Source organism: Neobacillus dielmonensis, assembly GCF_000612665.1.
In the GTDB taxonomy this organism is placed as follows: Bacteria; Bacillota; Bacilli; order Bacillales; family Cytobacillaceae; genus Neobacillus; species Neobacillus dielmonensis.
Genome location: NZ_HG942046.1, coordinates 20,159 through 45,584, shown reverse-complemented (window position 1 = coordinate 45,584; position 25,426 = coordinate 20,159). Strand labels below are relative to the sequence as shown.

The window sequence follows — 25,426 nt, the reverse complement described above, 5'->3', positions numbered from 1 at the left end:
AAAAAGTCCCGATTTTACGGGACTTCTTCACTAATTTAATTTAAGTTTGCGTAGTTCTCTTCTACTACATGGGCACAACGATGGCAAAGTGTCGGATGTTCGGGGTCCTGCCCAACCTCAGGAGTCACTGTCCAGCAGCGATCACAGGTTTCACCTTCAGCCTTGGTTACAACAATTGCTGCTGTATCCAATTTCACTGCATTTTCAGGGGCATCCTCGTAAGAACCCGCCACTTCAAAACCAGAAACAATAAACAGCTGTTGTAAATTTTCTTTAATAGAGTCTAACAGATGTTTTGTCTTCTCGTTTACATAAAGTGTTACTTTAGCCGTTAACGACTTTCCAATAACCTTTTCATTTCTGGCTTCTTCAAGTGCTTTTAATACATCATCACGTAGTTTCATGAAGGAATTCCATTTTGCTTCAATCTCTTTTGCACCTGGAAGTTCCTGATATTCAGGCATATCGGTTAATTGAACACTTTCTTCCTCCACACCAGGAATGAACTGCCATACCTCATCAGCGGTATGAGAAAGAATTGGTGATACTAATTTGGACAAAGCAACTAATGATTCATATAAAACAGTTTGAATAGCCCGTCGCTCCGGATTAGATTTTGCTTCAATGTAAAGAACATCTTTTGCAAAATCTAAATAAAATGCACTTAAATCAAGAGTACAGAAATTATTGACTGCGTGGTAAATACCCGAGAACTCATAATTTTCATACGCATTATGAACATATTTAATTAATTTATTTAATTTAACCAAGATAAACTGATCTACTTCACGCAGATTTTCGTAGGCTACTTTATCTTGGTTCGGATTGAAATCAGCCAAGTTGCCGAGCAAGAAACGGAATGTATTACGAATTTTGCGGTAAACTTCCGCAACCTGCTTTAAGATGGCGTCAGATACACGTACATCCGCCTGGTAATCCACAGAGGCAACCCATAGACGCAAAATATCTGCACCTAATTGATTCATCACTTTCGCTGGCACCACTACATTCCCTATCGACTTACTCATTTTTCTTCCTTCGCCATCAAGAGCAAACCCGTGGCTCAACACCCCTTTATATGGTGCTTTACCGGTAACTGCAACTGCGGTCGATAAAGAAGAGTTAAACCAGCCGCGGTATTGGTCTGAGCCTTCCAGATAAAGGTCTGCTGGCCGGACTAAGTCTTCGCGCTCCAACAGGACAGCTTGGTGGGAAGAACCGGAATCAAACCAGACATCCATGATATCTGTCTCCTTTGTAAAAATACCGTTCGGGCTTCCAGGATGGGTAAATCCTTCAGGGAGCAGGTCTTTTGCTTCCCGCTCAAACCAAATGTTTGATCCATGCTGGCGGAATAATTCAGAAATATGGTTGATCGTTTCGTCAGTTATAATTTCTTGGCCATCTTCAGCATAGAAAACAGGAATAGGAACACCCCAAACGCGCTGACGGGAAATACACCAATCACCGCGGTCACGAACCATATTATGAAGCCGGGTTTCACCCCATGCTGGCACCCACTTCGTTTCCTTTACAGCTTCAAGCAATTGCTCGCGGAAATCTTTAATAGATGCAAACCATTGTGCTGTAGCACGGAACATAACCGGTTTCTTTGTTCTCCAATCGTGTGGATAAGAGTGTGTAATAAAGGATAGCTTTAATAAAGCCCCTGCTTCTTCCAATGCCTGACCAATTGATTTATTGGCGTCTTCATAGAATTGACCTTCAAATCCAGGTGCCTCTTCTGTCATATAGCCTTTATCATCTACAGGACAAAGGACGTCTAAACCATATTTTTGACCAACGATGAAGTCGTCTTCCCCGTGCCCAGGTGCGGTGTGAACACAGCCGGTACCGGCATCCGTTGTCACATGCTCGCCAAGCATGACTAAAGAATCTCGACCATATAATGGATGTGAACAGATAATATTCTCTAAATCCGTTCCTTTCACCTTCTGAACGACAGATGGATTTTCCCAGCCGATTTCCTTTGAAGCTGCTTCTAACAGGCTTTCTGCAAGAAGATATTTATGTCCGTTAACAGCAACGACAACATATGTCAAATCCGGATGAACGGAAATGCCAAGATTTGCAGGAATAGTCCAAGGAGTTGTTGTCCAGATGACAATTTCTGTATCTGTATCAAGGACTTGCTTGCCGTCTTTTACTTTAAAAGCGACATAAATGGACGGTGATCGCTTATCTTTGTATTCAATTTCTGCTTCAGCCAACGCTGATTCGCTGGATGGGGACCAATAAACCGGCTTTTTGCCTTTATAAATGTAGCCCTTCTTCGCCATTTCACCAAAAACCTTTATTTGCTGTGCTTCATACTCTGGTTTTAAGGTAATATATGGATTCTCCCAATCACCCCGAACACCCAAGCGCTTAAATTGTGTTCTTTGATTATTAATTTGTTCATACGCATATTTAGTGCAAAGCTCACGGAATTCCGCAATTGACATTTCTTTGCGTTTTACCCCTTTATTAGTCAAAGCCTGCTCAATTGGTAGGCCGTGAGTATCCCATCCTGGCACATAAGGGGCATGAAAGCCGCTCATTGACTTATAACGGACGATGAAGTCCTTTAAGATTTTATTTAAAGCATGGCCCATATGAATATCTCCATTGGCATATGGAGGACCATCATGAAGGACGAACATCGGACGGCCTTTTGTCCGCTCCTGCACCTTTTGATAAATATTCATTTCTTCCCATTTTGCCTGAATTTCAGGCTCACGTTTTGGAAGATTGCCACGCATTGGAAATTCCGTCTGCGGCATTAATAACGTATCTTTGTAATCCATTTTTCTCTTCCTCCTGTAACACATTCATAAAAACAGAATAGCCAAAAGACAAATAAAAAAACCCTCCCATCCCCAAAAGGGACGAGAAGGTTTATTCCCGCGGTACCACCCTGATAGACAGAACTCACCGTTCTATCCGCTCATGCTTCGTAACGTGAAAAAGACGCTAAAGTCTACTATCCTAAAAGAAGTTCGTCCTTAGAACTCGAGGGTGATTTTCTGATCCTACAGCTTTTCCGGACTTTCACCCTCTCCGGATCGCTTCTTAAAAGCTTAAAAGGATCGTACTGTCCCTGTCATCGTCAAAAACTATTCATTAATACTTGTTAACAAATTATATGCTACAAATTCCTCATTCGTCAAGCTAAGGAATCTTCTTCTTCATGAAGTTGCAACTCTGTTGCATCCACTTCATACTCCAATAGGTGATCCCAATCATCCGTATTAAGCATATCCAGCTGTGCTTCGATCAGCATCTTAAACCGGGTACGGAAAACTTTTGATTGTTTCTTTAAATCCTCAATCTCCATTGCAACTTTCCTGGCCTTAGAAAGAGATTCATTAACAATTCGATCAGCGTTTTTTTCAGCTTCTTTAATAATTAGTTTTGCTTCCTTTTGTGCATTGCGCTTGACTTCCTCACCGGCTTCTTGAGCAATGACAATAGATTTATTTAGTGTTTCTTCGATACTGGTAAAATGGCCTAACCTTTCCTGCATTTCATTCAGTCGCTCTTCCAGCTCTTTCTTTTCACGAAGCACTAATTCATAGTCCTTAATGACTTGGTCTAAAAACTCGTTTACTTCATCTTCATCATAGCCCCTGAACCCTTTATTAAATTCTTTGTTGTGAATATCCAACGGCGTTAACGGCATAATGCCACCTCCATGCAATCTCTACACTATATGTATTTACAACTATTCGACAAGTTCTTATAAAATCCTCCAAAAATCACAAATTATTTTTGGACTCCAATGTTTATTTTCCACTTATCTTTTTTTGTTTTTCCTTCAATTTCCATTAGTTTGGTTCGACCATAACCACGGGCAGATATTAAATCTCCTTCAGCACATTGAAAAGAAGGATTTTCTTGCTTAGTCCAATTTACTTTTACAAGTCCTTGCTGAATCAAAGTCAGTGATTTTTGCCTAGAAAGATGAGATGCGCCTGATAAAATGGTATCTAGTCGCAGGGATGATACGGTTAACTCATGCTGTTCCCACTTTTCTTGAGACTGAATAGCTTCTTCGACTTGTACTTCAACTAATTTGACACCTGCTCTGCCAATCGAATCGACGTTTAGTTTAACATAATCACTGATCTCTTTTGCAGCAAAGAATTGGATGCGCCCTTCATCCATTAATATGTCACCAAACTTACTACGCTTTAGTCCAAGAGACATTAGTGTGCCTAAAACCTGTCGGTGCTCAATGGTAACAAATTTTTTGGGGTAGTCAATCTCAAATAAACTAATCTGAAAGTCTTCAGATTCCACTTGAAAGTAGTCTGGGAAAAGCAGCGCCCTGTTCCGTTCTGTTTCTTCTCTTCCTCCAAAGAATTTATATTTTACATCAGCATTTTCACCAATGATTTTTTTTAAGATATGCTGCTCTCTGGGGTCAAGAAAATCGGTAAGTTTAGGGCTGTATTGCCCTTCAACATAGCTCTTCCATTGTAGTACCTGGTCGATATATTCGCGTTCTTCAGGGCGAAAATGCTGATATATATTCATTTCTCTACACACAACCTAAAATCGAATTCTTATACAAGCCATAGGTACACGCTATGCAACCCGCTTCTGGCAAAATTTAAGATTAGGAACGCCACAATTGGCGAGATATCGATCATTCCAATTGGCGGTATGATTTTTCGAAACGGCTCTAAATAAGGTTCACAAATATTGGCTAGAAATCGTCCAATGGATGTTTCCCTAGCATTGGGAAACCAAGACATTAATATATAAATAATTAACGCCCAAGAGTATAAGGAGATCAACTGCTGTAACAGACTAAATATAAAAGCCATGAATGATTACCACCTTGTATTTGGATTCTCCGGTTCCGGAATCAGATCTGAGATATTTCCCGATACCTCAACATTGTCAGGGGTACATAAAAAAATACTTAATCCAATTTTCTGGATGTCCCCGCCAAGTGCAAAGACGGCACCACTTAAAAAGTCAACTATTTGTCTGCCCTGTTCCTTGTCAATTCTCTGCAAATTCACCACAACAGCACGGCGGTTTTTTAAGTGTTCGACAATTTCTGGAGCCTCAGAATTAGAATGCGGTTCGACTAAAATTACCTTCGATGACTTTCCCTGTTTTACCGATTGTTGCACACTTTGGATGCTGACAACATTCTGTCCTTTAATGGGCTGCTTCCTCGGTTTAATTGGTTCAACCTGTTCCACTTGGTCACCGATCGTTTCATCAAAATCATCTTCTAAAAAGAAAAATGTTTTAATTTTTGATTTTATCGTCATTTTCTTCTCTCCTAACCATCTTCACCAACAAGTGCTGTCCCTATTCTCACCATGGTTGCCCCTTCCTCGATAGCAATGACAAAATCGTTGGACATTCCCATTGAAAGTTCAGTACAAGGGGCAAAGTCTAGATGACAGTCTTGGATTTGGTCACGAAGTTCTCTTAATCTACGGAAACAATCACGAATAACTTGCTCATCATTTGTTAAAGGAGCCATTGTCATCAGCCCCTGAACCCGGATTTTTTCAAACGGGCGAAGTGATCGAACAAAGTCTACGACCTCTTCGGGATGCAGACCATGCTTGGATTCTTCCTGAGAGACGTTAACTTGTACTAAACAGTTAATTGGGCCGTTTGCTCGTTTATTAATTTCTTCTGCTAGAGACAATCGGTCTAGAGAATGAATATAATCCACTTTATCAATAATATTTTTTACCTTCCGTGACTGGAGCGTGCCAATATAATGCCAAACCGGCTTGTCCTGCAGGATGTTCCATTTTTCTAGTAATCCCTCATCCCGGTTTTCTCCAAGATGTTGTATTCCTGCTTCTAACGCCTCTTTTGCTCTCTGGACACTGACATACTTTGTCACTGCAATGATCGTAACCTCATCAGGGTTCCGTTCTGCTTTACGGCATGCTTCATTTATCTGCTGTCTAATTTGTTCAAGCTTTGCTGCTACATTCATAGATAAATCTAAATCTCCTTCCTGCCAATAAAGCTTAACATTCTCCCAGTCTTACCTAAATCTTTTCGATGGGAAAAAAATAGGTTATCACAGCTGGTACAATATCCTGTCGTTAAAATATTCTCTTCAAGAACTCCAGCCTTCAGGAGAATCTGCCTATTTAATTGACGTAAATTTAATGAGTATTGCCCATCACTAATTAAATTATAGGGTTTATCATCGACATCTTCTAGTATATTTTCCACTAAGTTAACGACACGATTATCCACAATATAACATTCTTCGCAAATGCAAGGTCCAATGACGGCATGAATTTCTTCAGGACCTATTCCTTCAGTTCCCCATGCTTGAACCATATGTTTTCCAATTTCATGGACGGTTCCTTTCCAACCTGCATGCGCCAAGCCAACCATGTTGAACTTTGGCGCGATAAAATACAATGGGACACAGTCGGCGAAGCAGAGAGTCAACAGGATGCCAGCCTCATTGGTATAAAAACCATCTGTATCTCTAAAAGCATCCTGATATGAATCGGCACCTAATCCACGGTCCTGCCTTGTTACTTTTTTTATTTTTATATCATGGGTTTGCTCGGCGCCTACCCAGCAGTTTAAAGGAAATTTAAGCTTAGCTGACAAGGTAAGTCTATTTTTGAGCACATCATCAATAGAATCTCCCACGTGAAAGCCCATATTAAAGGATTCAAAGTACCCCTTACTCGAACCGCCATGTTTGGTTGTCATTCCGACTACCAAATCAGGATATTGGTCTAACCAGTTTTCAATTGATAAATAGGATGGATTGTGTAAAGCAAAAGGCTCCATAATACTACCTCTTATGTTTTTCTATAGTTTACCATGAAAACGAAGAATGGTCACAACAAAATACAGTTTTCAGGGTCAAGCTTCGTCTGCTACAGGGTCATCATTTGGCCGATGTCGCACCAAAATGACATCTTGCCCAATTTTAATGATATTTTTCCATGGGATCACAACATCCTCATCCTTTCCAAAGAATCCAAGAACCCTGCCGTTTCCAGAAATCACAACTGCTTCAATCTTCCCAGTCGAAACGTTAATTTCAATATCCCCAATATTCCCTAACCTTTTGCCATCTGATACATTTACGACATCCTTTATCTGAAATTCGGAAATCCTGACCATTTTCACCACTCCCAATTTCCGTACTATATCAAAATATATGATGATATTGGCTGTTTTATTAAATATAAAAATAAGCTGCCCTGCCGGACAGCTTAACTCTGGATATTTTTATTCATTTGCCGGATAGCGGCTTTCTCTAAACGAGAGACTTGTGCCTGGGAAATTCCAATTTCCTCTGCAACTTCCATTTGAGTCTTTCCTTGAAAGAAGCGCTTTCGTAAAATTAATTTTTCCCGCTCATTTAATCGGCGCATTCCTTCTTTTAAAGCAATTTCTTCAATCCAGTTGATATCTTTATTTTTCTCGTCACTTAATTGGTCCATCACATATATGGGGTCGCCGCCATCATTATAGATCGGTTCAAACAGTGACACTGGATCTTGTATTGCATCAAGTGCGAACACTATTTCCTCATGAGGAACTTCCAATACCTTGGCAATTTCCTCTGCAGTCGGTTCACGAGAGGTTTCACTCATTAAGCGCTCCCTCACCTGAAGTGCCTTATAGGCAATATCTCTTAAGGAGCGCGATACCCGAATCGGGTTATTATCGCGCAAATAACGCCTGATTTCACCAATAATCATTGGCACAGCATAGGTTGAAAACTTTACATTTTGTCCCAAATCAAAATTATCAATTGATTTCATGAGTCCAATACAGCCAACCTGAAACAGGTCATCAACAAACTCGCCACGGTTATTAAACCGCTGGATTACACTTAAAACAAGACGTAAGTTTCCGTTTACGAGTTTTTCTCTGGCAGATAAATCGCCTTCTTGCATTTGTTTGAAGAGTATTCTCATTTCTTCGTTTTTTAATACAGGAAGTTTTGAAGTGTCTACACCGCAAATTTCTACTTTATTTCGAGTCAAATCTTTTCCCTCCTCGAGAGAGCTGCTGTACAAAAAACAGTATCTCCTTGAGGAGGAAAAATATGCACCTGTCATGTGCTTAAGACAGGTGCATACGTTCGAAAAACCAGTTAAACCTTCGGAGTCATAAGGGTTTTATTACGGTAAATTTTTTCCACCTAAACCATTTTATTGAACTCTTTTCTTAACCGTTTAATGATTCGTTTTTCTAAACGAGAAATATAGGATTGGGAAATCCCTAGCATATCAGCTACATCTTTTTGTGTTTTTTCTTCTCCGTTGGTCAGACCAAATCGAAGCTCCATGATTTGCTTCTCTCGATCTGAAAGCTGGTGCAAAGCTTTAGTTAGCAATTTGCGATCGACATTTGCTTCCAGGTCTTTGGTAATAATATCATCATCTGTTCCCAACACATCCGATAATAACAATTCATTTCCGTCCCAATCGATATTTAACGGTTCATCAAACGACACCTCGGACCTAATTTTATTATTTCTCCTTAAGTACATAAGAATTTCATTTTCAATACATCTTGATGCATATGTAGCCAGTTTAATTTTCTTCTCAGGATTAAAGGTATTTACCGCTTTGATTAAACCAATGGTTCCAATACTAATCAAGTCCTCAATATTAATACCTGTATTTTCAAATTTTCGGGCTATATACACGACTAATCGGAGATTACGTTCAATTAATATAGAACGTGCTGCTTTATCGCCTCCAGGTAGTTTTTTTAACAGCATTTCCTCCTCGTCCTTACTCAAAGGAGGCGGCAGGGCTTCGCTTCCACCAATATAAAAGACTTCATCTGTTTTAAAACCTAATTTTATTAATAATTTATTCCAGTAGTAGGATAAGCGAAGTCTCCAATTTTTCATATGTTTTCCTCCTTCTAATTTATGTTTTTCTGAGTATAGTATTATTAACTTACTTTCTCGTTATCTCCTTGGTGCTGTTGACCTGTTAGCATTTTGGGATGGACAATGCACTGAAAGGCATCCTCCGCTGACAGTTCTTGCATGGTAAAGGACACCAATCCTTTTTCCCACAAATATTGAGTTCCATTTTGCTCAATCAAGATATGGTCAGGTTTTATAGTGAAAATAAGTTGATGTTCTTGTCCTACCACCCGGCATGGAACGATTCTCAGCCTGTTTTGCCATTCTTCAGGCAACGTGCTCTCTTTCATTTCTAGAGGGTCAGGGTTCTCAGCTAAAATCTTAATTGGTTCCGGAACATCCTCCCATTGCTTTTTTACAGAAACAAACATTACCGGCATCTTTGAAACGGGGTCATATAATTGATTTCCGCTATCAACTAATCCTTTATAATGAAATGTTTGGCCATCCATCATTAGGCTGACTGATACAATTTGGTCATAGCGTATTTTCGTCATCTCTATGGCTTCTATATTTTTCTTCGAGAAGTGCCAGGCTATTGGGAATCCAATAAGTACAAACCCCCAACTAATCGGGTCACCAAAACCTTCCACACTAGACCGCAGAACTTCCGCTGTCAACCTTGAATCATATTGAATAAAGAAATGGACACCGATTAATGCCCCGCCAATTAAAAAGGTGGCAACGTAAAAGGTCATTAGCGCCTTAATAAAAAAAGAAAGTCGCTTATAACCAAAAACCATTAACACCATGATGACTGAAAATAACAGTTTGGAAATGGGGTGGCTAGAGTACAAATGTAAGGAGGTAAAATTTAATAAAATAATGATGGATCCAATTAATCCACCACCCAAAACCCTCCAAAAATGAACCTTTCGTTTTAGAATAATGGCTGTTAAATAAAGGAGCAGGCTGTCAAATAATAGATTAAGAGACCATATCACATCCAAATAAACTGTCACAAAGCTTCCTCCTTTACCTATGAAGGAGATTTAACATTTGTATTCTGTTTATGGAAAAGTATATCCTACTTGAAGGCTTGAAGTGTGTCACTTTGTGGAATCAAAAAAACAGAAATTTTCCCTATTCTAAACGTAATTTGTCACAGAAAACTTGGGAAGGTGATTTTGAGGCTAATAATAACAAAAGCATGACCCTTTTGGATCATGCTTTTGTCTTGTATTATCTTCTACGATTTCTATTACGTAAGAATGTAGGAATATCTAATGTTTCCTCCGGATACGGAGTGTTGTTATTGTTATTGCGGACTGGTTCCGGCTGGACTTCTTCGCGCTTTGGCTCGCGTTTTACCGGAGCAGGTTGTGATTTTGGCTGTCCAAATGTTGGACGGGTCGGTTTCGGCTGAATAGCTTCTTCATTAAAGCCCGTTGCGATTACTGTTACAATGATTTCATCTTTTAAACTTTCATTAATAACAGAGCCAAAGATCATGTTGACTTCTTGGTCAGTTGCAGTAGCAACGATATCTGCGGCTTCTTGGACCTCATACAGGCTTAAGTTTGAACCGCCTGTAATATTCATCAATACCCCTTGTGCACCATCAATAGAAGTTTCTAGAAGTGGTGAATTGATTGCCTTTTTAGCAGCCTCTGCAGCTCGGTTTTCACCAGATGCTACACCAATCCCCATTAGGGCAGAACCTTTGTTAGACATAATTGTCTTAACATCAGCAAAGTCTAAGTTGATTAATCCAGGTGTAGCAATCAAGTCAGAAATCCCTTGAACCCCTTGGCGAAGGACGTTGTCCGCTTCACGGAATGCTTCAAGCATCGGGGTGCTCTTGTCGACAATTTCAAGCAATCTATCATTTGGAATGACGATTAAAGTATCCACAGCCTCTTTCATGGAACCAATCCCACCTTGAGCCTGTGTAGAACGTTTCTTTCCTTCAAAAGTAAATGGACGAGTCACAACTCCAACTGTCAAAGCACCTAAATTGCGGGCAATTTGAGCAATAACCGGTGCAGCACCAGTCCCCGTACCACCGCCCATACCTGCGGTAACGAATACCATATCAGCCCCGCGTAATGCTTCCTCAATTTGCTCCTTGCTTTCCTCTGCCGCTTTCTTGCCTACTTCTGGATTTGCTCCTGCTCCAAGACCGCGAGTTAATTTAGCGCCGATTTGCATTTTTACTTCTGCTTTAGACAGGTTAAGTGCTTGAGCATCTGTGTTTACAGCAATAAACTCTACACCTTGAACCCCATGTTCAATCATTCTGTTAACAGCATTATTGCCGCCGCCGCCAACACCAATGACTTTTATAGTTGCGAGGGAATCTAAATTTGTATCAAATTCTAACATGAAAAATCCTCCTAATTCGTCACTTATCCCTTTTCGAATCATCCTTTATTCGAAAAAGTACCCCAGGAACTTTTTGACTTTTGATGACATCTTTTCTTCCGAATGCTTCTCTGGCTTCGCTTTAGGCTGTTGCTGCTTTTGCACCCGTTTTTCAACTGGTTCTGAAACCGAAACTTGTGAACTAGAAATGCTTCCTGGTAATCTAGAATTTTTGTAAGCATATTTGATTAAACCAACTGCAGTTGTATAAAGCGGTTCCCTAACGCCAATATAATCAGGCTGAGCGATACGGACTGGATTTTCAAAGATATCCTGTGCTAATTCCAACATTCCTTGCATTTTAGCAGTACCGCCCGTTAACACAAAGCCACCTGGCAAGTCGGTCACGCCTAGGCGTTTTAATTCCTTGGCAATTAATTCAAAAATTTCTTCCATTCTAGCTTCAATAATTTCAGAAACATAAAGCTGGTTAAATTGTTGGTGTTGGTCGCTTCCAATAACGGGTACACTAAAAAATTCATCTTCTGATGCGTGGTCATAAAAGGCATGTCCATATTTGATTTTTATATTTTCCGCATCCTCTGTTGAAGTGTGCAACACTTTTGAAAGATCGTTGGTGATAAGGTCCCCACCAACTGGAATTACACTTGTTGCTTTTAAATATCCATCCTCAAAAACGGCAATAGTAGTTGATCCTCCACCGATATCAAGAAGAGCGGACCCGAGATTTTTTTCATCCTTAGATAATGCATAATCTCCTGCAGCTAGCGGCTGGAGGATAATATCGGAGAAATTGAGACCGGCTCTCTCCACACAGCGGATAATATTAGCAAGAATTGCATTGGACCCTGTTACCAGGGTGCCTTCCATTTCCAAACGGACACCTATCATTCCGCGTGGATCATTTATTTCATCTTTACCATCTAAAATAAATTGCTTTTGAATGACTCCCATATTGACTCTTTCAGGGGGAATGGACCCAGCATATGAAGCTTCAATTACACGAATGACATCATCGTTTGTAATCTCGCGGTTTTGGCCGGAAACAGCAACAATTCCATGACATGGCTGCAGGCTAATATTGTGGCCGGGAATCCCGACAACTACCTCATTAATCTCTAAGCCTACCATTCGTTCCGCCTGCTCAATTGCCCTTCTAATAGAATGAACGGTATCGTCCATATCAACAATTGACCCTTTGCGCAGACCCTCGGATTCTACATTTCCTACGCCAATTATATTTAACGAGCCTTTTCCTGAATCATTGACCATTTCCCCAATGATAACTTTTACACTGGATGTACCGATGTCAAGGCTAACATATATATCATTGCTGTTCATTCTCTGGCACCTCCTTTAATATTCTTCAGTCGAACAACAATCCATTCTTTCAGGTTCAATTCCTAAGTAATATATTATAAAATTATTCGTCACAACTGAATGATTCCCTTTAAAAAATTTAACTTTTTTCTAATTTTTCTTTGTTCGTTGACCATTTTGTCAATAAAATTCGACGAATTACAGCAATATTCTGAAACAATCTGACACCAAACGCAAAAACTGCTGCTAAATACAAGTCTACACCAAGATGGACACCGAGAAAAGCTAAACTTGCAGCTAAAATGATATTAAAAAAGAAACCTGATACAAATACCTTTTCGTCATATATATTTTGTAAATAGGCCCGAATTCCTCCGAATAATGTATCGAAAGCAGCTAATACAGCAATCGACAAATAATTGGAATATTCATCAGGGATTCTTATTTCTGTTAGCAGCCCAAGTACGATTCCTGCAATCAGCCCTACAACAGGAAGCCACATTAGGAACCGCCTCCTTCCTTAACCGACTCCATATAGCGGATCCGGATTGGATTCTCATAAGCAGGAACTGTGATCTCTGTAGATGGTTTGGTAACAGAAAGCCTCAGGCTTTCCGTAAAAAATTCGTCTTTCGCTTTCGAAACGTTCATTCGATTGTATAACTTTTCAGCAGTAGCAAAATCCTTCACTATAACTTTAATCTCAATGGGAAGATCCTTAATTGTATGACCATCAATTTTGGTTTCTGTATTAATATCCCGGATAACGGTTGTATTAATAATTCGCTGCCCATCAATAGAAATTGACTCCGCTTGGTACATGTTTAATTCATTTACTAACCTTTTTAATAGCTCAGGTGGAACAGTAGATGTGGGAGTATAACCAAGCTTTATATCTTCAATTACAGGTTCAATTTCCAGAGTAACCCCTGGCCCTTTTACTTCCGTTAATCCTGTTTCCTGCTTTAATTCTAAATAGGTATCTTTTAATGCCTGCTCCTTGCTTTGCTTTCGCTTAGATTCATAGGCTGATAGTTTTTCCTCATAAGAACGGATTTCCGTGAGTAACTGATATTGCATTTCCTTTTCTTTTAGTAAAGCCTCCCGGAGCTGCCAGATATCTCTTGTATCCCTAACTTTCGGTTCTGTAACGGTTTGAAACTGAACGGCAATCATAAATCCAATAAGCGCCGAAATCAATGTAAAACGTAACGTTACCTTTTGTCTGTCCACTATTTTCACCTAACCTTTTCTATTTTTACCGTGGACATTAACTTCCTAAAACGGGATTTAAGACAATTTCATTCTCTTTTTCAAGGGTAAAAACAATATTGTCATTGACGAGCTGGTCCTTTACCCCTCCTGAAAGGTTAATGGCAGAGGACAAAACATCAGGATCCCCAATGGCGGATATGACAAATGGAGCAGGATGAGGCACTCCGTCAACGGTTATCACGGGCCCATTACAAACTATATACGAGCTGCTCGTCAACCGTTGTCCATTAATCGCTACAGCGGCTGCTCCTGATATGTAGAGTTCATTCACCACATTAAAGACATGGTGTTCGTGAACAAGATAGTTGTTCACATTATCTTCTTGCGGATCATATGCACCATCTGCAAGGGTAATTTTAACCCCTTTCCCTTTTACCTTCACTTTTCCTAAGTACATACGATATTTTTCCGTATCTTTAGCAAGACTAGTAAAATTCTCAGCCTCTTTGGCTAATTCTTTTTCTTTTTTTTGAACTTCGTTTTGTCTTTGGCTTAATTCCTTCTGCAGTTTTCGATTCGTTTCCTCTTGAGCAATCAATTCATTTCTTAAGGATAGCGTTTTTTTATACTGGCTATCTGTCATATCCTGTTTTGTCTGCTGATTTTCTATTTGCGTAAGGTGGTAGGAAATAGCTAAAATGAAGCCAAGGACAAGGCAGACCATGGATAAAATCACATGTTTACCCTTCACCTTCATCATTTTCAACCTCTTTTTCCTCCACTTCCGTTTCAAAGGCCTTAAAATAAGATCCTACTTCCAAATCAATGATCCCCTTTTTATTGGGGTCCAATTGGCTAATAATGGAAGGGTAATGGACCATTTTTTCTGAGAAACTCCTGATTGTCGCACTTACTTCAAATCCATCATTCATATACAACGACACATGATACTGGTCAGTCTTTTTAGGAGTATGGTGTATTTCTGAGATGGAATTCAGAATAGCAGTCGGAAGGCTTTCCAATTCATGTACCATTTCATTAAGGATATCCCCTTCCTCAAAGCCAAATAAAATCGGAGCATTATCTGGAGCCTGTTCAAGTTTTTTCGCCGTTAAAATTTTGCCATTCTCCATCACAGGAAAATAAAAACGATCCTGCTTCATATAAGCAATTCTATTGTATTCATTAACCTTTATGAGAACCTTATTCGGCAACTGTATCTTGACATCAGCACTTTTTATTTCGGATAATTTTTTTACTTTGGCTTTAATATCCGCTTTTTTTACTTCCCAAATATTCGTGTCCTTTAAAAGTCCAGACTTGCTAATAATCTCCTCTTGGGAATATACATGATTTCCAGTAACAGCAATTTTTTTTATATGACTTAATGGTGATTGAGTATAGGCAATGACTGCAATCATCACAAAAAATAAAAACAACAAAATGATAAGCCGCTTGTTTGCTTTCTTTCGTCTCTGCTCCTTTAATTTTGGTATACGGTCTTCAAGAGCAACGATTTTACTTTTCTCCATTCTTATTCCCCCAAATAAAAAGCAGCTGCTCATTTGCTTAGGCTTGTCCCTAACCGTTGTTTTCCGGCCCAAGAAGAGAAAACAACGGCATGAAAAATCATGCCGTCTTTCATTTTCTACTAAATTTCAACCTATAATATTATCGATTATTATAACACAATATTTGTCATTCGTAAGAAATTTCTTTCCCAATTCCTGAGAAAAATCAAGTCATGATCAATTATTTTCTGCCGATAATCTCCACTTCTGTTTCCATGGTTACATGGTACAGGTTATAAATCGTTTCTTTTACATGATTGATTAAAGCAAGAACATCATCAGCGGTGGCATTTCCAGCATTCACGATGAAATTGCCATGCATTTCGGAAATCTTTGCTCCGCCAATACTGAAGCCTTTTAATCCAGCTTGTTCAATCAGTCTACCTGCATAATTAGGAAGTGGATTACGAAATATACTTCCTGCACATGGATAATTCCAGGGCTGGGTTTCTTTTCGATAGTCTTTATTTTTCTGCATTTGTTCAACAATGCTTTCTCTGTTTCCCTGTGTAAGCTCAAACACAGCTTCCAGCACAATTCCCGGCCGTTTTTTCTGCAAGATGGATGTTCTGTAGGAAAACTCCATTTCCTCATTCGTAAGCCATGCCATGGTACCATCTTTAAACAAAATGTGAGCCTTGGCTAAAATTTTGCTGATATCTGAACCATGAGCTCCAGCGTTCATATAGACAGCGCCGCCTACAGAACCGGGAATACCACTGGCGAATTCCAGACCCGAGAGCCCCTTCTTGCTAATCTGTGTAGATAAACTGACCAATGAATGGCCTCCACCCACAGTAATTTTCGTTTCTGATATATCCAGATGATTGATACCCGAACCAAGTTTAATTACAACCCCATCAATTCCCTTATCGGATACTAAAAGATTTGAACCCCGGCCAATTGCCCGCCAATCTACTTGGTTCCTATTGATCACATTCATGACCTTTTTTAAATTTTCAATGGATGATGGTTCAACAAAAATGTCGGCAGGACCGCCTATTTTAATGGTTGTATGAGAACTCAACGGTTCATTTTGCTTTACTTTCCCAATATTTAATTCCTGCAATTCTTTCAGGATTCTATCCATTTTACCACCCAACTTTCCAATCCTGTATATACTCTTTAGTTTATGCTAATAGCTCGGGTTGGGCTACCTCTGTTTTTCCCTCAAAACCTCTTCAATTAGCTTATATAGTCTGTCAGCTGAGTCAGGAACACCCATTGTTTTTGACTTATGTTTCATTTCTTTAAGAGTTTCTTTATCCAATAAAATGAGGTCCATCTGACTAATCAAACTACTGCTTGTTAAATCTTTTTCTAATAATACCACGGCTGCGCCTTGATCCCCAAGTGACCGAGCATTTTTCTCCTGATGGTTATTGGTTACATAAGGGCTGGGGATTAGAATGCTGGGAATCCCCAATGAAGTGATCTCCGCGAGTGTGGTTGCTCCTGCCCTAGAAACAACCAAATCAATGCCTGCAAGGACTTCAGGCATATTATGAATAAATGGTTTGATGACCACATTTTTTGGATTTCCAACTAAGTCTACTTCTTTTTTGACAGCTTCAAAGTGAACATCCCCTGTAACATACAACACTTGATACGGTTTGCCGGCCAATTCAGGCAATGCTTTTACAACAGCCTCATTGATTGGTCTGGCACCTCTGCTGCCACCAAAAATCAGCACAGCAGGCATGGTCGTGCTTAACCCTGCGGATAGACGTCCCTTTACACCGTCCTTGCCAAGTACTTCAGAAGCCCTTGGGTTGCCTGTAAAAGCAATCTTATGTTCTGGAAAATATTCCTTCGCTTCCTCAAAACAAATTGCCACTTTGTTCACATATCTGCTTAAGAATTTATTGGTCAGACCTGGGACACTGTTTTGTTCGTGAATGATTGTCGGAATTTTAAGCTTTGCTGCAGCATATACAACTGGCCCACATACATATCCACCTGTTCCAATGACGACATCCGGCTGAAACTCTTTTAGGATGCGCTTGCTGTCCCGAACTCCTTTAACGAAACGCATTACAGTTTTGACATTTTCAAAAGAAAGCTTTCGTTTAAATCCAGTAATATAAATTGATTTAAACGGAATGTCTTCCCTTGGGACAATTTTGCTCTCTAAGCCGTTCTTTGTACCTATGTATAAAAACTCGGCGTCTTTATTGCCTTTTTGAATTTCCCTTATAAGCGCAAGTGCAGGGTAAATATGTCCCCCAGTACCCCCACCGCTGACTGCTATCTTCATCTTCTCACCTCAGAAAAGTTCTAAACACATTCTACTATAAAAGTTTATGAAATAAACCCAATGATAAAATAATGTTATTGAAATGTAATGAAACCCCTATCTTTTCAACAGGCTCTGTTAAACAATCATGTTGATTTTTTAACTCTGTTGATTGGAGTCCGCGGGTTCGCTGAGCGACTGGTGCGGAAATCAACCGCCAAAATTAATAGAGCCTTTCAACAAAAAAGAACCCTGTTAACGTACAGGGTCTTTAAAATCTAGAATAACGGCTGATATTAAGTAGAACACCTATGGCCATTAACATTAGTGTCAGCGATGAACCTCCATAGCTTAGAAACGGCAATGTAATCCCTGTAACAGGCATTAACCCCGTGACAACACCAATATTGATCATTACTTGTATCGCTACCATAGCAATAATTCCAACAGCAAGAAAGCTGCCATACAAATCTGGGGCACCTAACGCAATCCGAATTCCCCTCCATAACAGTAATGCAAACAACAGGAGAATAAACGAGCCACCAATAAAACCTAATTCTTCAGACAGAATCGCAAAAATAAAGTCTGTTTGCGGCTCCGGCAGATAAAAAAACTTTTGTCTGCTTTCACCTAGTCCTAGTCCAAACAGTCCACCCGGTCCAATTGCGTAAAGCGATTGAATGATTTGGAATCCACTTCCCAATGGATCAGACCAAGGATCTAAGAATGAAGTAATCCTTTTAATCCGGTAAGGGGCAGATATAATCAAACCTACAAAACCAGCCAATCCTAATAATCCTAAGAAAACAAAATGGCTAACCCTTGCTCCAGCAATAAAAATCATCACGACGCAGGTCCCCATCATGACGGTTCCTGTCCCTAAATCCGGCTGAAGCATAATCATAGCAAATGCAACAAAAGCGAGCCCTAAGGAAGGAACCAACCCCTTCTTAAAGGAAGTTATGTGCTTTTGCTGTTCAGATAAAAACTTCGCCAAGAAAGCAATCATGGCCAGTTTCATAAACTCAGATGGCTGAATAGAAAAGGCACCCACCCCAATCCAACTTCTTGAACCATTCCGGACATTTCCAATACCTGGTATTAGCACCAAAACTAATAAAACAAAACAAACAATTAAAATCGTCTTCGACCACGTTCTCCATGTCCAATAATTAATATTCATAATAAAAAACATGGCCAGTATCCCAACACCAGCAAACAAGGTTTGCCTTTTAGCAAAGAAAAAGGAATCCTGAAATTTATATTCAGCCCAAATTGCACTTGCACTATAAACCATAATAAGGCCTACTGCCAAAAGTGTAAATGTTACAATCATTAAAATAAAATCAGGAGTCGTTCTCTTTGTCGGCACCGTAAACACCTCAACTGCAAGTTTTAAGGCTGTCCTTGGACAGGCCCTTACTTAAGCTTATGCACGGCTTCGATAAAAATGTCTCCCCTGACTTCAAAACTTTTATACTGATCCCAACTTGCGCACGCTGGAGATAACAGGATAACGTCACCTGGGTTAGAAAAACCATAGGCAGCCGGCACGGCCTTTTCAACATTATCGACACGCTGAATTACATTTATTCCCGCTTCTTCGCCAATCCGTTCAAGCTTTTCAGCCGTCTGCCCAAAGGTAATTAACACTTTTACATGTTCTAAATAAGGGAGGAGCTCATCAAACTCATTCCCACGATCGAGCCCTCCGGCAAGTAAAATCACTGGAGCATCAAATGCCTTGAGGGCATTCGCTGCCGCCAAGATATTGGTAGCTTTAGAGTCGTTATAGAATTTACGGCCATCAATCTCTGTTACATATTGAAGCCGATGTTTCACTCCAGTGAAAGACTCAAGTACCTTTTGAATGGCATGATTGTCTACGCCAGAAAGTTTAGCAGCAGCCATGGATGATAAAATATTTTCCAAGTTATGTACACCCGGTAAGGCAATCTTTTCAATCTGTATAATCTTTTCTTGTTTAAACCATATCCATCCATCCGAAATATACGCACCCTCAGTAAGTACCTTTTTCGTCGAGAAAGGAATGATAGTAGCTCTGGAAGAATTGGCTATTTGAAGTGTTTCTTCCTGGTCTGCATTGACAATTAAATATTCTAATTCCGTTTGATTTTTAGTAATATTAGCTTTTGCTTTAATATATTCTTCCTTCGTTCCATGATAATCTAAATGAGCATCATAGATATTTGTGATAATAGCAATCTTTGGATTAAATAGAGTAATCCCCATCAATTGGAAGGATGATAACTCTATTACAATCGTGTTGTCCGCCGTCGCCGTTTGGGCAACCCCCGAAGCAACGGTTCCAATATTCCCAGCGATTAACGGGGCTTTATTTCCTGCGTTTAGCATCTCATACACAAGGGTTGTTGTGGTTGTTTTTCCATTTGTTCCTGTAATGCCAATAAAAGGAGCCTCAGATATTTCATAAGCAAGCTCCACTTCTGTAATAACAGGAATATCCCGTTCAATAGCTCCTTCAATCATTGGATTGTTATAGGGAATACCAGGATTTTTAACGATCAACTCAAAACCCTCATCTAGAAGTTCCACTGGGTGCTCCCCGCAAATTACCTTAATACCTTGTTCAAGCAGCCCCTGAGCTTCGGGATTTTCCGAAAAAGGCTTCCTGTCATTTACGGTGACAAAAGCACCCAGCTTATGAAGAAGTGCTGCAGCAGTAACCCCACTTTTGGCTAAACCCAGCACTAGAATTTTTTTATGACGATACGTTTCAATCTGCTTCAATTACAACCACACCTCGATATAGATTCCTAAAATAGCAAAAATTAAACCAACACTCCAAAACGTTACAACCACGCGCCATTCTGACCATCCGGCTAACTCATAGTGATGGTGCAGCGGACTCATGCGGAAAATCCGTTTGCCAGTGGTTTTAAACGATGCCACTTGTAGAATAACAGACAATGTTTCAATAACAAAAACTCCGCCGATAATAATAAGCAAAATTTCCAGCTTAGTCAAAATGGAAATAGCCGCGATGGCTCCTCCAAGTGCCAGTGAGCCTGTATCCCCCATAAATACTTTCGCAGGATGGGCATTGAACACTAAGAAACCTAATACTGCTCCAACAATGGCCACAGAGAAGATTGCAATTTCCATTTGTGATTGATTCCAAGCAAGTACAGCAAATGCACCAAAGGCAATCGCCGCCGTACCAGATACCAGGCCATCTAATCCATCAGTCAAATTAACCGCATTAGAAAAGCCAACAAGCCAGAAAATAATGAACAAGACGAAAAACCATCCTAGTTCGATGGTGGTATTGGTAAACGGGATACTGATTTCGGTTGAGAAACCACTTTGTCTATATACAAGATAGAAAATAACCGATATGATAATTTGCCCTAATAGCTTTTGCTTTGATGTTAATCCAAGATTTCGCTTCAGGGCCACTTTAATAAAATCATCTAAAAAGCCGAGCAAACCGAACCCAATGGTTACAAGCAGGAGCAAATAGGTTTTAACTGTCGGTTCTGAAAATTTCCCTGTCATTACGATGGTTGTAATAATAATGGAAAATAAAATCATGATTCCGCCCATTGTAGGAGTTCCAGATTTTTTTTGGTGCGATTTAGGACCTTCCTCCCGGATGCTTTGTCCAAATTTCAACCTTCGTAAGAAGGGGATAAAGATAGGAGAAAGTAATACTGATATTAAAAACGCCATTATAATTGTGAAAAATATAACTTGCTCCAACATATTATCCCCTCCTTTCTCCATTATTTTCCTGTTTACTTGAAATGACATTAAGCATTACAGCAATATCATATGTTTGTTTATTTTTTTTAAGAAGTTTTTTCTCAGATATTTTAAAATTCGTGATACTCATGTTTTTGTCGATGTCTCCATTTAATTTTTCAATATAATGTTTCAGAATTTCTGATACCGCGATGTCCAGATGACTTGTATAAAATACTGGAAAATGATTAGGCGTATATGGGGGAAGTGGTTTATTTTTATCCCAGATAACCGCCACGGCCCCGTTTGCAATTGCCTCAGAGAGTTCACCAGACGCCTCACTAAGCGGGATAAATAAGCCTCGGCTTTGCAGTACAGAAGCCTGGTCACATACTGTATGAATCCATATTTCGTCTTTGACGCCTTGCCTATCAAGAAATATTTCCCCTAATTGTTTCACAGATAACAGCATTTTTATCTCTCCTCAATTGCCTTACGGGCAACAAGCCGGTCATCAAAATCATGTACTTCAGTGCCAATTATTTGGTAGGTTTCGTGCCCTTTTCCAGCAATTAAAATGACATCCCCTGCTGATGCATGATTAACTGCATAGGTGATCGCTTCTTTACGGTCTGGTATAACTTGATAGTTCTTTCCTTGAACACCTGCTTCCATCTCATTTAAAATCCCCAGCGGGTCCTCACTTCTCGGATTATCAGACGTAAAAATCGGATCAGTAGCCAGACTACAGGCGATTTGTGCCATAAGCGGGCGCTTTGTCCGGTCCCTATCCCCTCCGCAGCCAACGACAACAAAAATTCTTTTCTTAGCAAATTGCTTTATCGTGTTTAGGACATTCTCTAGACTGTCAGGTGTATGGGCATAGTCAACGATGACAGTAAAGTCCTGTCCCGCTTGTATAAGCTCAAACCGGCCAGCGACTCCTTCCAAACCTTCGAGTGACATAATAATTTCTTCAATTGAAATTCCTGAAACAATGGCGGTCGAAATACTGGCCAAAACGTTATATATACTGAATTTCCCGATAAGTTTTATTTTAATGGGATAGGCTTTACCGCCAACGATAATATCAAACTTTGTGCCAGAAGGAGTCATATCGATATTTTCGGCACGAATGTCAGCTATGGAATCAATACCATAGGTAACCACATGTGCTGATGTAGCCTTTGAAAACATAATAGAGGCTGGATCATCCGCATTTAACACCGCAAATTTGGGACTGCTGTGGTCAAAGGTATTGCCAAGCTGCGCAAATAGAAGGCTTTTTGCATGCCGGTATTCATCCATTGTTTTATGGTAATCAAGATGATCCTGTGTCAAGTTAGTAAAAACAGCAACATCATAATCACAGCCATGGACTCTCCCCAAATCAAGAGCATGTGAAGATACCTCCATCACGGCAGTTTGCACCCCCTCCTCCACCATTTGATGAAATGTTTTTTGGAGGGTTAAGCTTTCTGGTGTTGTATTTTTAGTCTCCAAGACCTTTCCGGCAATTTTGGTATACATCGTGCCTATTAACCCAGTCTTATGTCCGTGGTCAAAAAATACTTTTTCAATCATATGACTGGTGGTGGTTTTCCCATTTGTTCCTGTTATGCCGATTAATTTCAGTTTTTTTGTAGGCTGTCCATAAAACGCATCAGCCAGTACCGCCATTGCTCTTTGCGTATCATTTACGATTACGACCGGAATATCAAGCGGTAATTGCCGTTCGGCTAGAATGGCTGCTGCCCCTTTTTGAACAGCTGATTCAGCAAAATCGTGACCGTCTACTGTATAGCCATTTATACAAATAAATAGGCTTCCAGGGATTACTTTCCGGTTATCATTTTCAATTGACGTAATCTCAGGGTCTGAACCCGAATATGGAGTTAACGGATGTAATGTCTCTAGCAGCTGTGTTAGCTTCATGTTAATCTCAAATCCTCTCATGACCATACATCTAATTTGCAAATCTTTCTTTGTCAGTAACCTGACGAATGTTCATCTTATTTTACATGAAAATAAATATTTTTGCTATTGCTATTGACATATTTGTTGATTTATAAAAAAGACTGGTTCTTTAGCTTCCCTGCTTTAGTCGCCCTTTCCAAAATATAGCCGGATTTTAGAACCTTCCTTTACCTTTGTCCCAGGTGCTGGGGACTGTCTGACCACGATATCTCCATCTCCACTGGCGTCAACCTGCAGATTATAAAGCTGTTCATTCAGTTCAAGTTTTGACATTCCAACAAAATCAGGCAATGTAATTGGTGCCGTTTCAGGCCATTTAATTTTCTTTTCGATTTGATCTTTTCTCGGCTCAACTCCCATAGCACTTAGTCCGTCTTTCATAATATTACCAACTATTGGCGCACTTACGGTCCCCCCGAATGCGGTGACTCCTTTTGGATTGTCCACTGCGACATAAACAACCAACTGCGGATCATCAGCTGGGGCAAATCCGATAAACGATACAATGTAATTGTTCTCTAAATATCGGCCGCCTTGTGCCTTTTGTGCTGTACCCGTTTTTCCACCTACCCGGTAAGAATCGACAAACGCTTTTCCCCCGGTTCCTTGGGCAACAACGCTTTCAAGTGCTTGACGAATTTCTTTGGATGTTTCTTCAGAAACGACTTTTCTTTTTGCAACCGGAGTATTTCTCATCACTACTTCATTTGTGACGGGATCAATCAACTCTTTGGCAATGTAGGGTTTATACAAAGTTCCGCCGTTGACGGCTGCCGAAACAGCTGCCACCTGCTGAATCGGTGTAACTGAAACCCCTTGCCCGAATGCAGTGGTTGCCAATTCAACAGGACCCACCCGGTTTAAATTAAATAAAATCCCCGTACCTTCCCCTTGTAAGTCAATTCCGGTTTTCTGGCCAAATCCGAAGTCTTTAATGTATTGGAACAACTTTTCTTTCCCGACGCGCTGCCCCAACTCCACAAATCCTGGGTTACAAGAGTTTTGTACGACCTCCAAAAACGTCTGGTCACCATGTCCACCTCTTTTCCAGCATTTTAACCGCGCTCCAGCTACTTGGACGGATCCAGAATCATGAAAATGCTCGTCCTCCAAGTCTACTTTCCCTTCCTCCAACGCTGCAGCAAGAGTGATAATTTTAAAGGTAGAACCAGGCTCATAAGTCATCCAAACAGGTAAATTTCGATTATATACCTCCTGGGAAACATTCTGGAAGTTTGCAGGATCAAAAGTAGGCCGGCTCGACATAGCCAATATTTCCCCATTATTGGGATTCATCGCAATCGCAATAATGCCATCGGGATTATATTTTGCTTCGGCAATATCCAATTCTCTTTCAACAATCGTTTGGATTTTGCTATCAATGGTCAACTTTAAATCCAATCCATTTACAGGTCGCTCATAGTCATCGGCCATATCGTTCATTCTTTCCCCTTTGGCATTGGCATAAAATTTAACCGATCCCCGTTCGCCATTTAACTCTTTATCATAATACTTTTCCAACCCCATTAAACCTTGGTTGTCCACTCCGGCAAAACCTAGTACATGGGATAAATAGCTGCCAAAAGGATAATGTCTTTTAGAATCTTCACCGATATAAACCCCATCAAGACCAAGTGCTCGGATTTCCTTAGCCTTTTCATGGGAAATTTTCCGCCCTTCTTTAATTCTGACAATCCTTTCCTTTTGGGTAATCTCTCGGTAAGCCTTTTCCTTTGTGATATTCAAAACTCCCGCCAACTTTTCAGCAGTTGTTGCAGGGTCTTTTATTTGTCTAGGAACAACCCATACTGTGGGGGCACTGACGTTCGTCGCAAGCGGTACTCCATTCCGGTCGACAATTTCTCCCCGTTCAGGTTCAAATGGTATATTTCGGCTCCATGAGTCTTTAGCGCGTTCTGTCAGCATATCTCCGAGGTAAAATTGTACATACCCAAGCCGAACATCGATGATCAAGAAAATAAGTATTCCAACGAAAAGTGCAATCAGTAACCGTTTACGGACAGTAACATTTGAAACACGCATGGCACTTTAGCCTCCTCATACAGTATCGTTTATTTATATGCTTGTACATCAGAGGTTTAGAACGATACGAATGACAAATGGAGTACCCAAAAAAACAAG

Annotated in this window: 25 protein-coding genes and 1 other annotated feature; all 25 genes read right to left on the bottom strand. The window is 40.1% G+C overall.

Annotation, left to right across the window (positions count from 1 at the left end):
• Window positions 1–35: 35 nt before the first annotated feature.
• The 25 genes from ileS to BN2425_RS05795 all read right to left on the bottom strand — a co-directional run bounded on the left by ileS (window position 36) and on the right by BN2425_RS05795 (window position 25,327).
• A complete protein-coding gene (gene ileS, locus BN2425_RS05915) occupies window positions 36–2,807 on the bottom strand; it encodes an isoleucine--tRNA ligase (RefSeq protein WP_042456210.1) in 2,772 nt (923 codons plus the stop codon).
• Window positions 2,808–2,881: 74 nt separating this feature from the next.
• Window positions 2,882–3,116: a binding site (T-box leader), on the bottom strand.
• Window positions 3,117–3,166: 50 nt separating this feature from the next.
• Window positions 3,167–3,682, bottom strand: a complete 516-nt coding sequence (locus BN2425_RS05910) for a DivIVA domain-containing protein (protein WP_042456208.1) — start codon at window positions 3,680–3,682, stop codon at window positions 3,167–3,169.
• Between the two features lie 83 nt (window positions 3,683–3,765).
• Window positions 3,766–4,539: a YlmH family RNA-binding protein gene (locus BN2425_RS05905; RefSeq protein ID WP_042456206.1), complete on the bottom strand. Its 774-nt coding sequence runs from the start codon at window positions 4,537–4,539 to the stop codon at window positions 3,766–3,768.
• Between the two features lie 29 nt (window positions 4,540–4,568).
• Window positions 4,569–4,832 carry a YggT family protein gene (locus BN2425_RS05900; protein ID WP_042456204.1) on the bottom strand — a complete coding sequence of 88 codons (264 nt, stop codon included), beginning with the start codon at window positions 4,830–4,832 and terminating at the stop codon, window positions 4,569–4,571.
• A gap of 6 nt (window positions 4,833–4,838) precedes the next feature.
• Entirely contained in the window at window positions 4,839–5,291 is a 453-nt protein-coding gene (locus BN2425_RS05895; protein WP_042456202.1) for a cell division protein SepF, read from the bottom strand.
• 11 nt (window positions 5,292–5,302) lie between these two features.
• Window positions 5,303–5,980 (bottom strand): YggS family pyridoxal phosphate-dependent enzyme, encoded by a 678-nt coding sequence (locus BN2425_RS05890; RefSeq protein ID WP_042456200.1) that lies wholly within the window; start codon window positions 5,978–5,980, stop codon window positions 5,303–5,305.
• An 8-nt stretch (window positions 5,981–5,988) separates the two neighbouring features.
• Window positions 5,989–6,804 carry a peptidoglycan editing factor PgeF gene (gene pgeF, locus BN2425_RS05885; RefSeq protein WP_042456198.1) on the bottom strand — a complete coding sequence of 272 codons (816 nt, stop codon included), beginning with the start codon at window positions 6,802–6,804 and terminating at the stop codon, window positions 5,989–5,991.
• A 75-nt stretch (window positions 6,805–6,879) separates the two neighbouring features.
• The gene (locus tag BN2425_RS05880) at window positions 6,880–7,143 is read right to left on the bottom strand and encodes a YlmC/YmxH family sporulation protein (RefSeq protein WP_042456196.1); all 264 of its coding nucleotides are present in this window, start codon (window positions 7,141–7,143) and stop codon (window positions 6,880–6,882) included.
• A gap of 92 nt (window positions 7,144–7,235) precedes the next feature.
• Entirely contained in the window at window positions 7,236–8,015 is a 780-nt protein-coding gene (gene sigG / locus BN2425_RS05875; protein WP_042456194.1) for an RNA polymerase sporulation sigma factor SigG, read from the bottom strand.
• A gap of 158 nt (window positions 8,016–8,173) precedes the next feature.
• Window positions 8,174–8,893: an RNA polymerase sporulation sigma factor SigE gene (gene sigE / locus BN2425_RS05870; RefSeq protein WP_042456192.1), complete on the bottom strand. Its 720-nt coding sequence runs from the start codon at window positions 8,891–8,893 to the stop codon at window positions 8,174–8,176.
• Window positions 8,894–8,937: 44 nt separating this feature from the next.
• Complete coding sequence (gene spoIIGA, locus BN2425_RS05865; RefSeq protein ID WP_042456191.1) at window positions 8,938–9,876, bottom strand: sigma-E processing peptidase SpoIIGA; 939 nt, start codon at window positions 9,874–9,876, stop codon at window positions 8,938–8,940.
• Window positions 9,877–10,096: 220 nt separating this feature from the next.
• Window positions 10,097–11,239, bottom strand: coding sequence for a cell division protein FtsZ (gene ftsZ, locus BN2425_RS05860; protein ID WP_042456190.1), 1,143 nt, complete (start codon window positions 11,237–11,239; stop codon window positions 10,097–10,099).
• Between the two features lie 45 nt (window positions 11,240–11,284).
• Entirely contained in the window at window positions 11,285–12,580 is a 1,296-nt protein-coding gene (gene ftsA / locus BN2425_RS05855) for a cell division protein FtsA (protein ID WP_042456189.1), read from the bottom strand.
• Window positions 12,581–12,698: 118 nt separating this feature from the next.
• A complete protein-coding gene (locus tag BN2425_RS05850) occupies window positions 12,699–13,061 on the bottom strand; it encodes a small basic family protein (RefSeq protein ID WP_042456187.1) in 363 nt (120 codons plus the stop codon).
• The gene (locus tag BN2425_RS05845; RefSeq protein WP_042456185.1) at window positions 13,061–13,792 is read right to left on the bottom strand and encodes a DUF881 domain-containing protein; all 732 of its coding nucleotides are present in this window, start codon (window positions 13,790–13,792) and stop codon (window positions 13,061–13,063) included. Before BN2425_RS05845 ends, BN2425_RS05850 begins: the two co-directional genes overlap by 1 nt.
• Window positions 13,793–13,829: 37 nt before the next feature.
• Complete coding sequence (locus BN2425_RS05840) at window positions 13,830–14,534, bottom strand: DUF881 domain-containing protein (RefSeq protein WP_042456556.1); 705 nt, start codon at window positions 14,532–14,534, stop codon at window positions 13,830–13,832.
• Window positions 14,515–15,306, bottom strand: a complete 792-nt coding sequence (locus tag BN2425_RS05835) for a cell division protein FtsQ/DivIB (RefSeq protein ID WP_042456183.1) — start codon at window positions 15,304–15,306, stop codon at window positions 14,515–14,517. Before BN2425_RS05835 ends, BN2425_RS05840 begins: the two co-directional genes overlap by 20 nt.
• A 220-nt stretch (window positions 15,307–15,526) precedes the next feature.
• On the bottom strand, window positions 15,527–16,435 hold the full coding sequence (gene murB, locus BN2425_RS05830) for a UDP-N-acetylmuramate dehydrogenase (RefSeq protein ID WP_042456182.1): 909 nt from the start codon (window positions 16,433–16,435) through the stop codon (window positions 15,527–15,529).
• A 63-nt stretch (window positions 16,436–16,498) separates the two neighbouring features.
• Window positions 16,499–17,602, bottom strand: a complete 1,104-nt coding sequence (gene murG / locus BN2425_RS05825; RefSeq protein ID WP_042456180.1) for an undecaprenyldiphospho-muramoylpentapeptide beta-N-acetylglucosaminyltransferase — start codon at window positions 17,600–17,602, stop codon at window positions 16,499–16,501.
• Window positions 17,603–17,852: 250 nt separating this feature from the next.
• Complete coding sequence (gene spoVE / locus BN2425_RS05820; protein ID WP_042456179.1) at window positions 17,853–18,953, bottom strand: stage V sporulation protein E; 1,101 nt, start codon at window positions 18,951–18,953, stop codon at window positions 17,853–17,855.
• 47 nt (window positions 18,954–19,000) lie between these two features.
• On the bottom strand, window positions 19,001–20,353 hold the full coding sequence (gene murD, locus BN2425_RS05815; RefSeq protein ID WP_042456177.1) for a UDP-N-acetylmuramoyl-L-alanine--D-glutamate ligase: 1,353 nt from the start codon (window positions 20,351–20,353) through the stop codon (window positions 19,001–19,003).
• Complete coding sequence (gene mraY, locus BN2425_RS05810) at window positions 20,354–21,328, bottom strand: phospho-N-acetylmuramoyl-pentapeptide-transferase (RefSeq protein ID WP_042456175.1); 975 nt, start codon at window positions 21,326–21,328, stop codon at window positions 20,354–20,356.
• 1 nt (window position 21,329) lies between these two features.
• Window positions 21,330–21,779: a hypothetical protein gene (locus tag BN2425_RS05805; protein WP_042456174.1), complete on the bottom strand. Its 450-nt coding sequence runs from the start codon at window positions 21,777–21,779 to the stop codon at window positions 21,330–21,332.
• 2 nt (window positions 21,780–21,781) lie between these two features.
• Window positions 21,782–23,242: a UDP-N-acetylmuramoyl-L-alanyl-D-glutamate--2,6-diaminopimelate ligase gene (locus BN2425_RS05800; RefSeq protein ID WP_042456173.1), complete on the bottom strand. Its 1,461-nt coding sequence runs from the start codon at window positions 23,240–23,242 to the stop codon at window positions 21,782–21,784.
• A 165-nt stretch (window positions 23,243–23,407) separates the two neighbouring features.
• Window positions 23,408–25,327, bottom strand: coding sequence for a stage V sporulation protein D (locus tag BN2425_RS05795; RefSeq protein WP_042456172.1), 1,920 nt, complete (start codon window positions 25,325–25,327; stop codon window positions 23,408–23,410).
• Window positions 25,328–25,426: the final 99 nt, after the last annotated feature.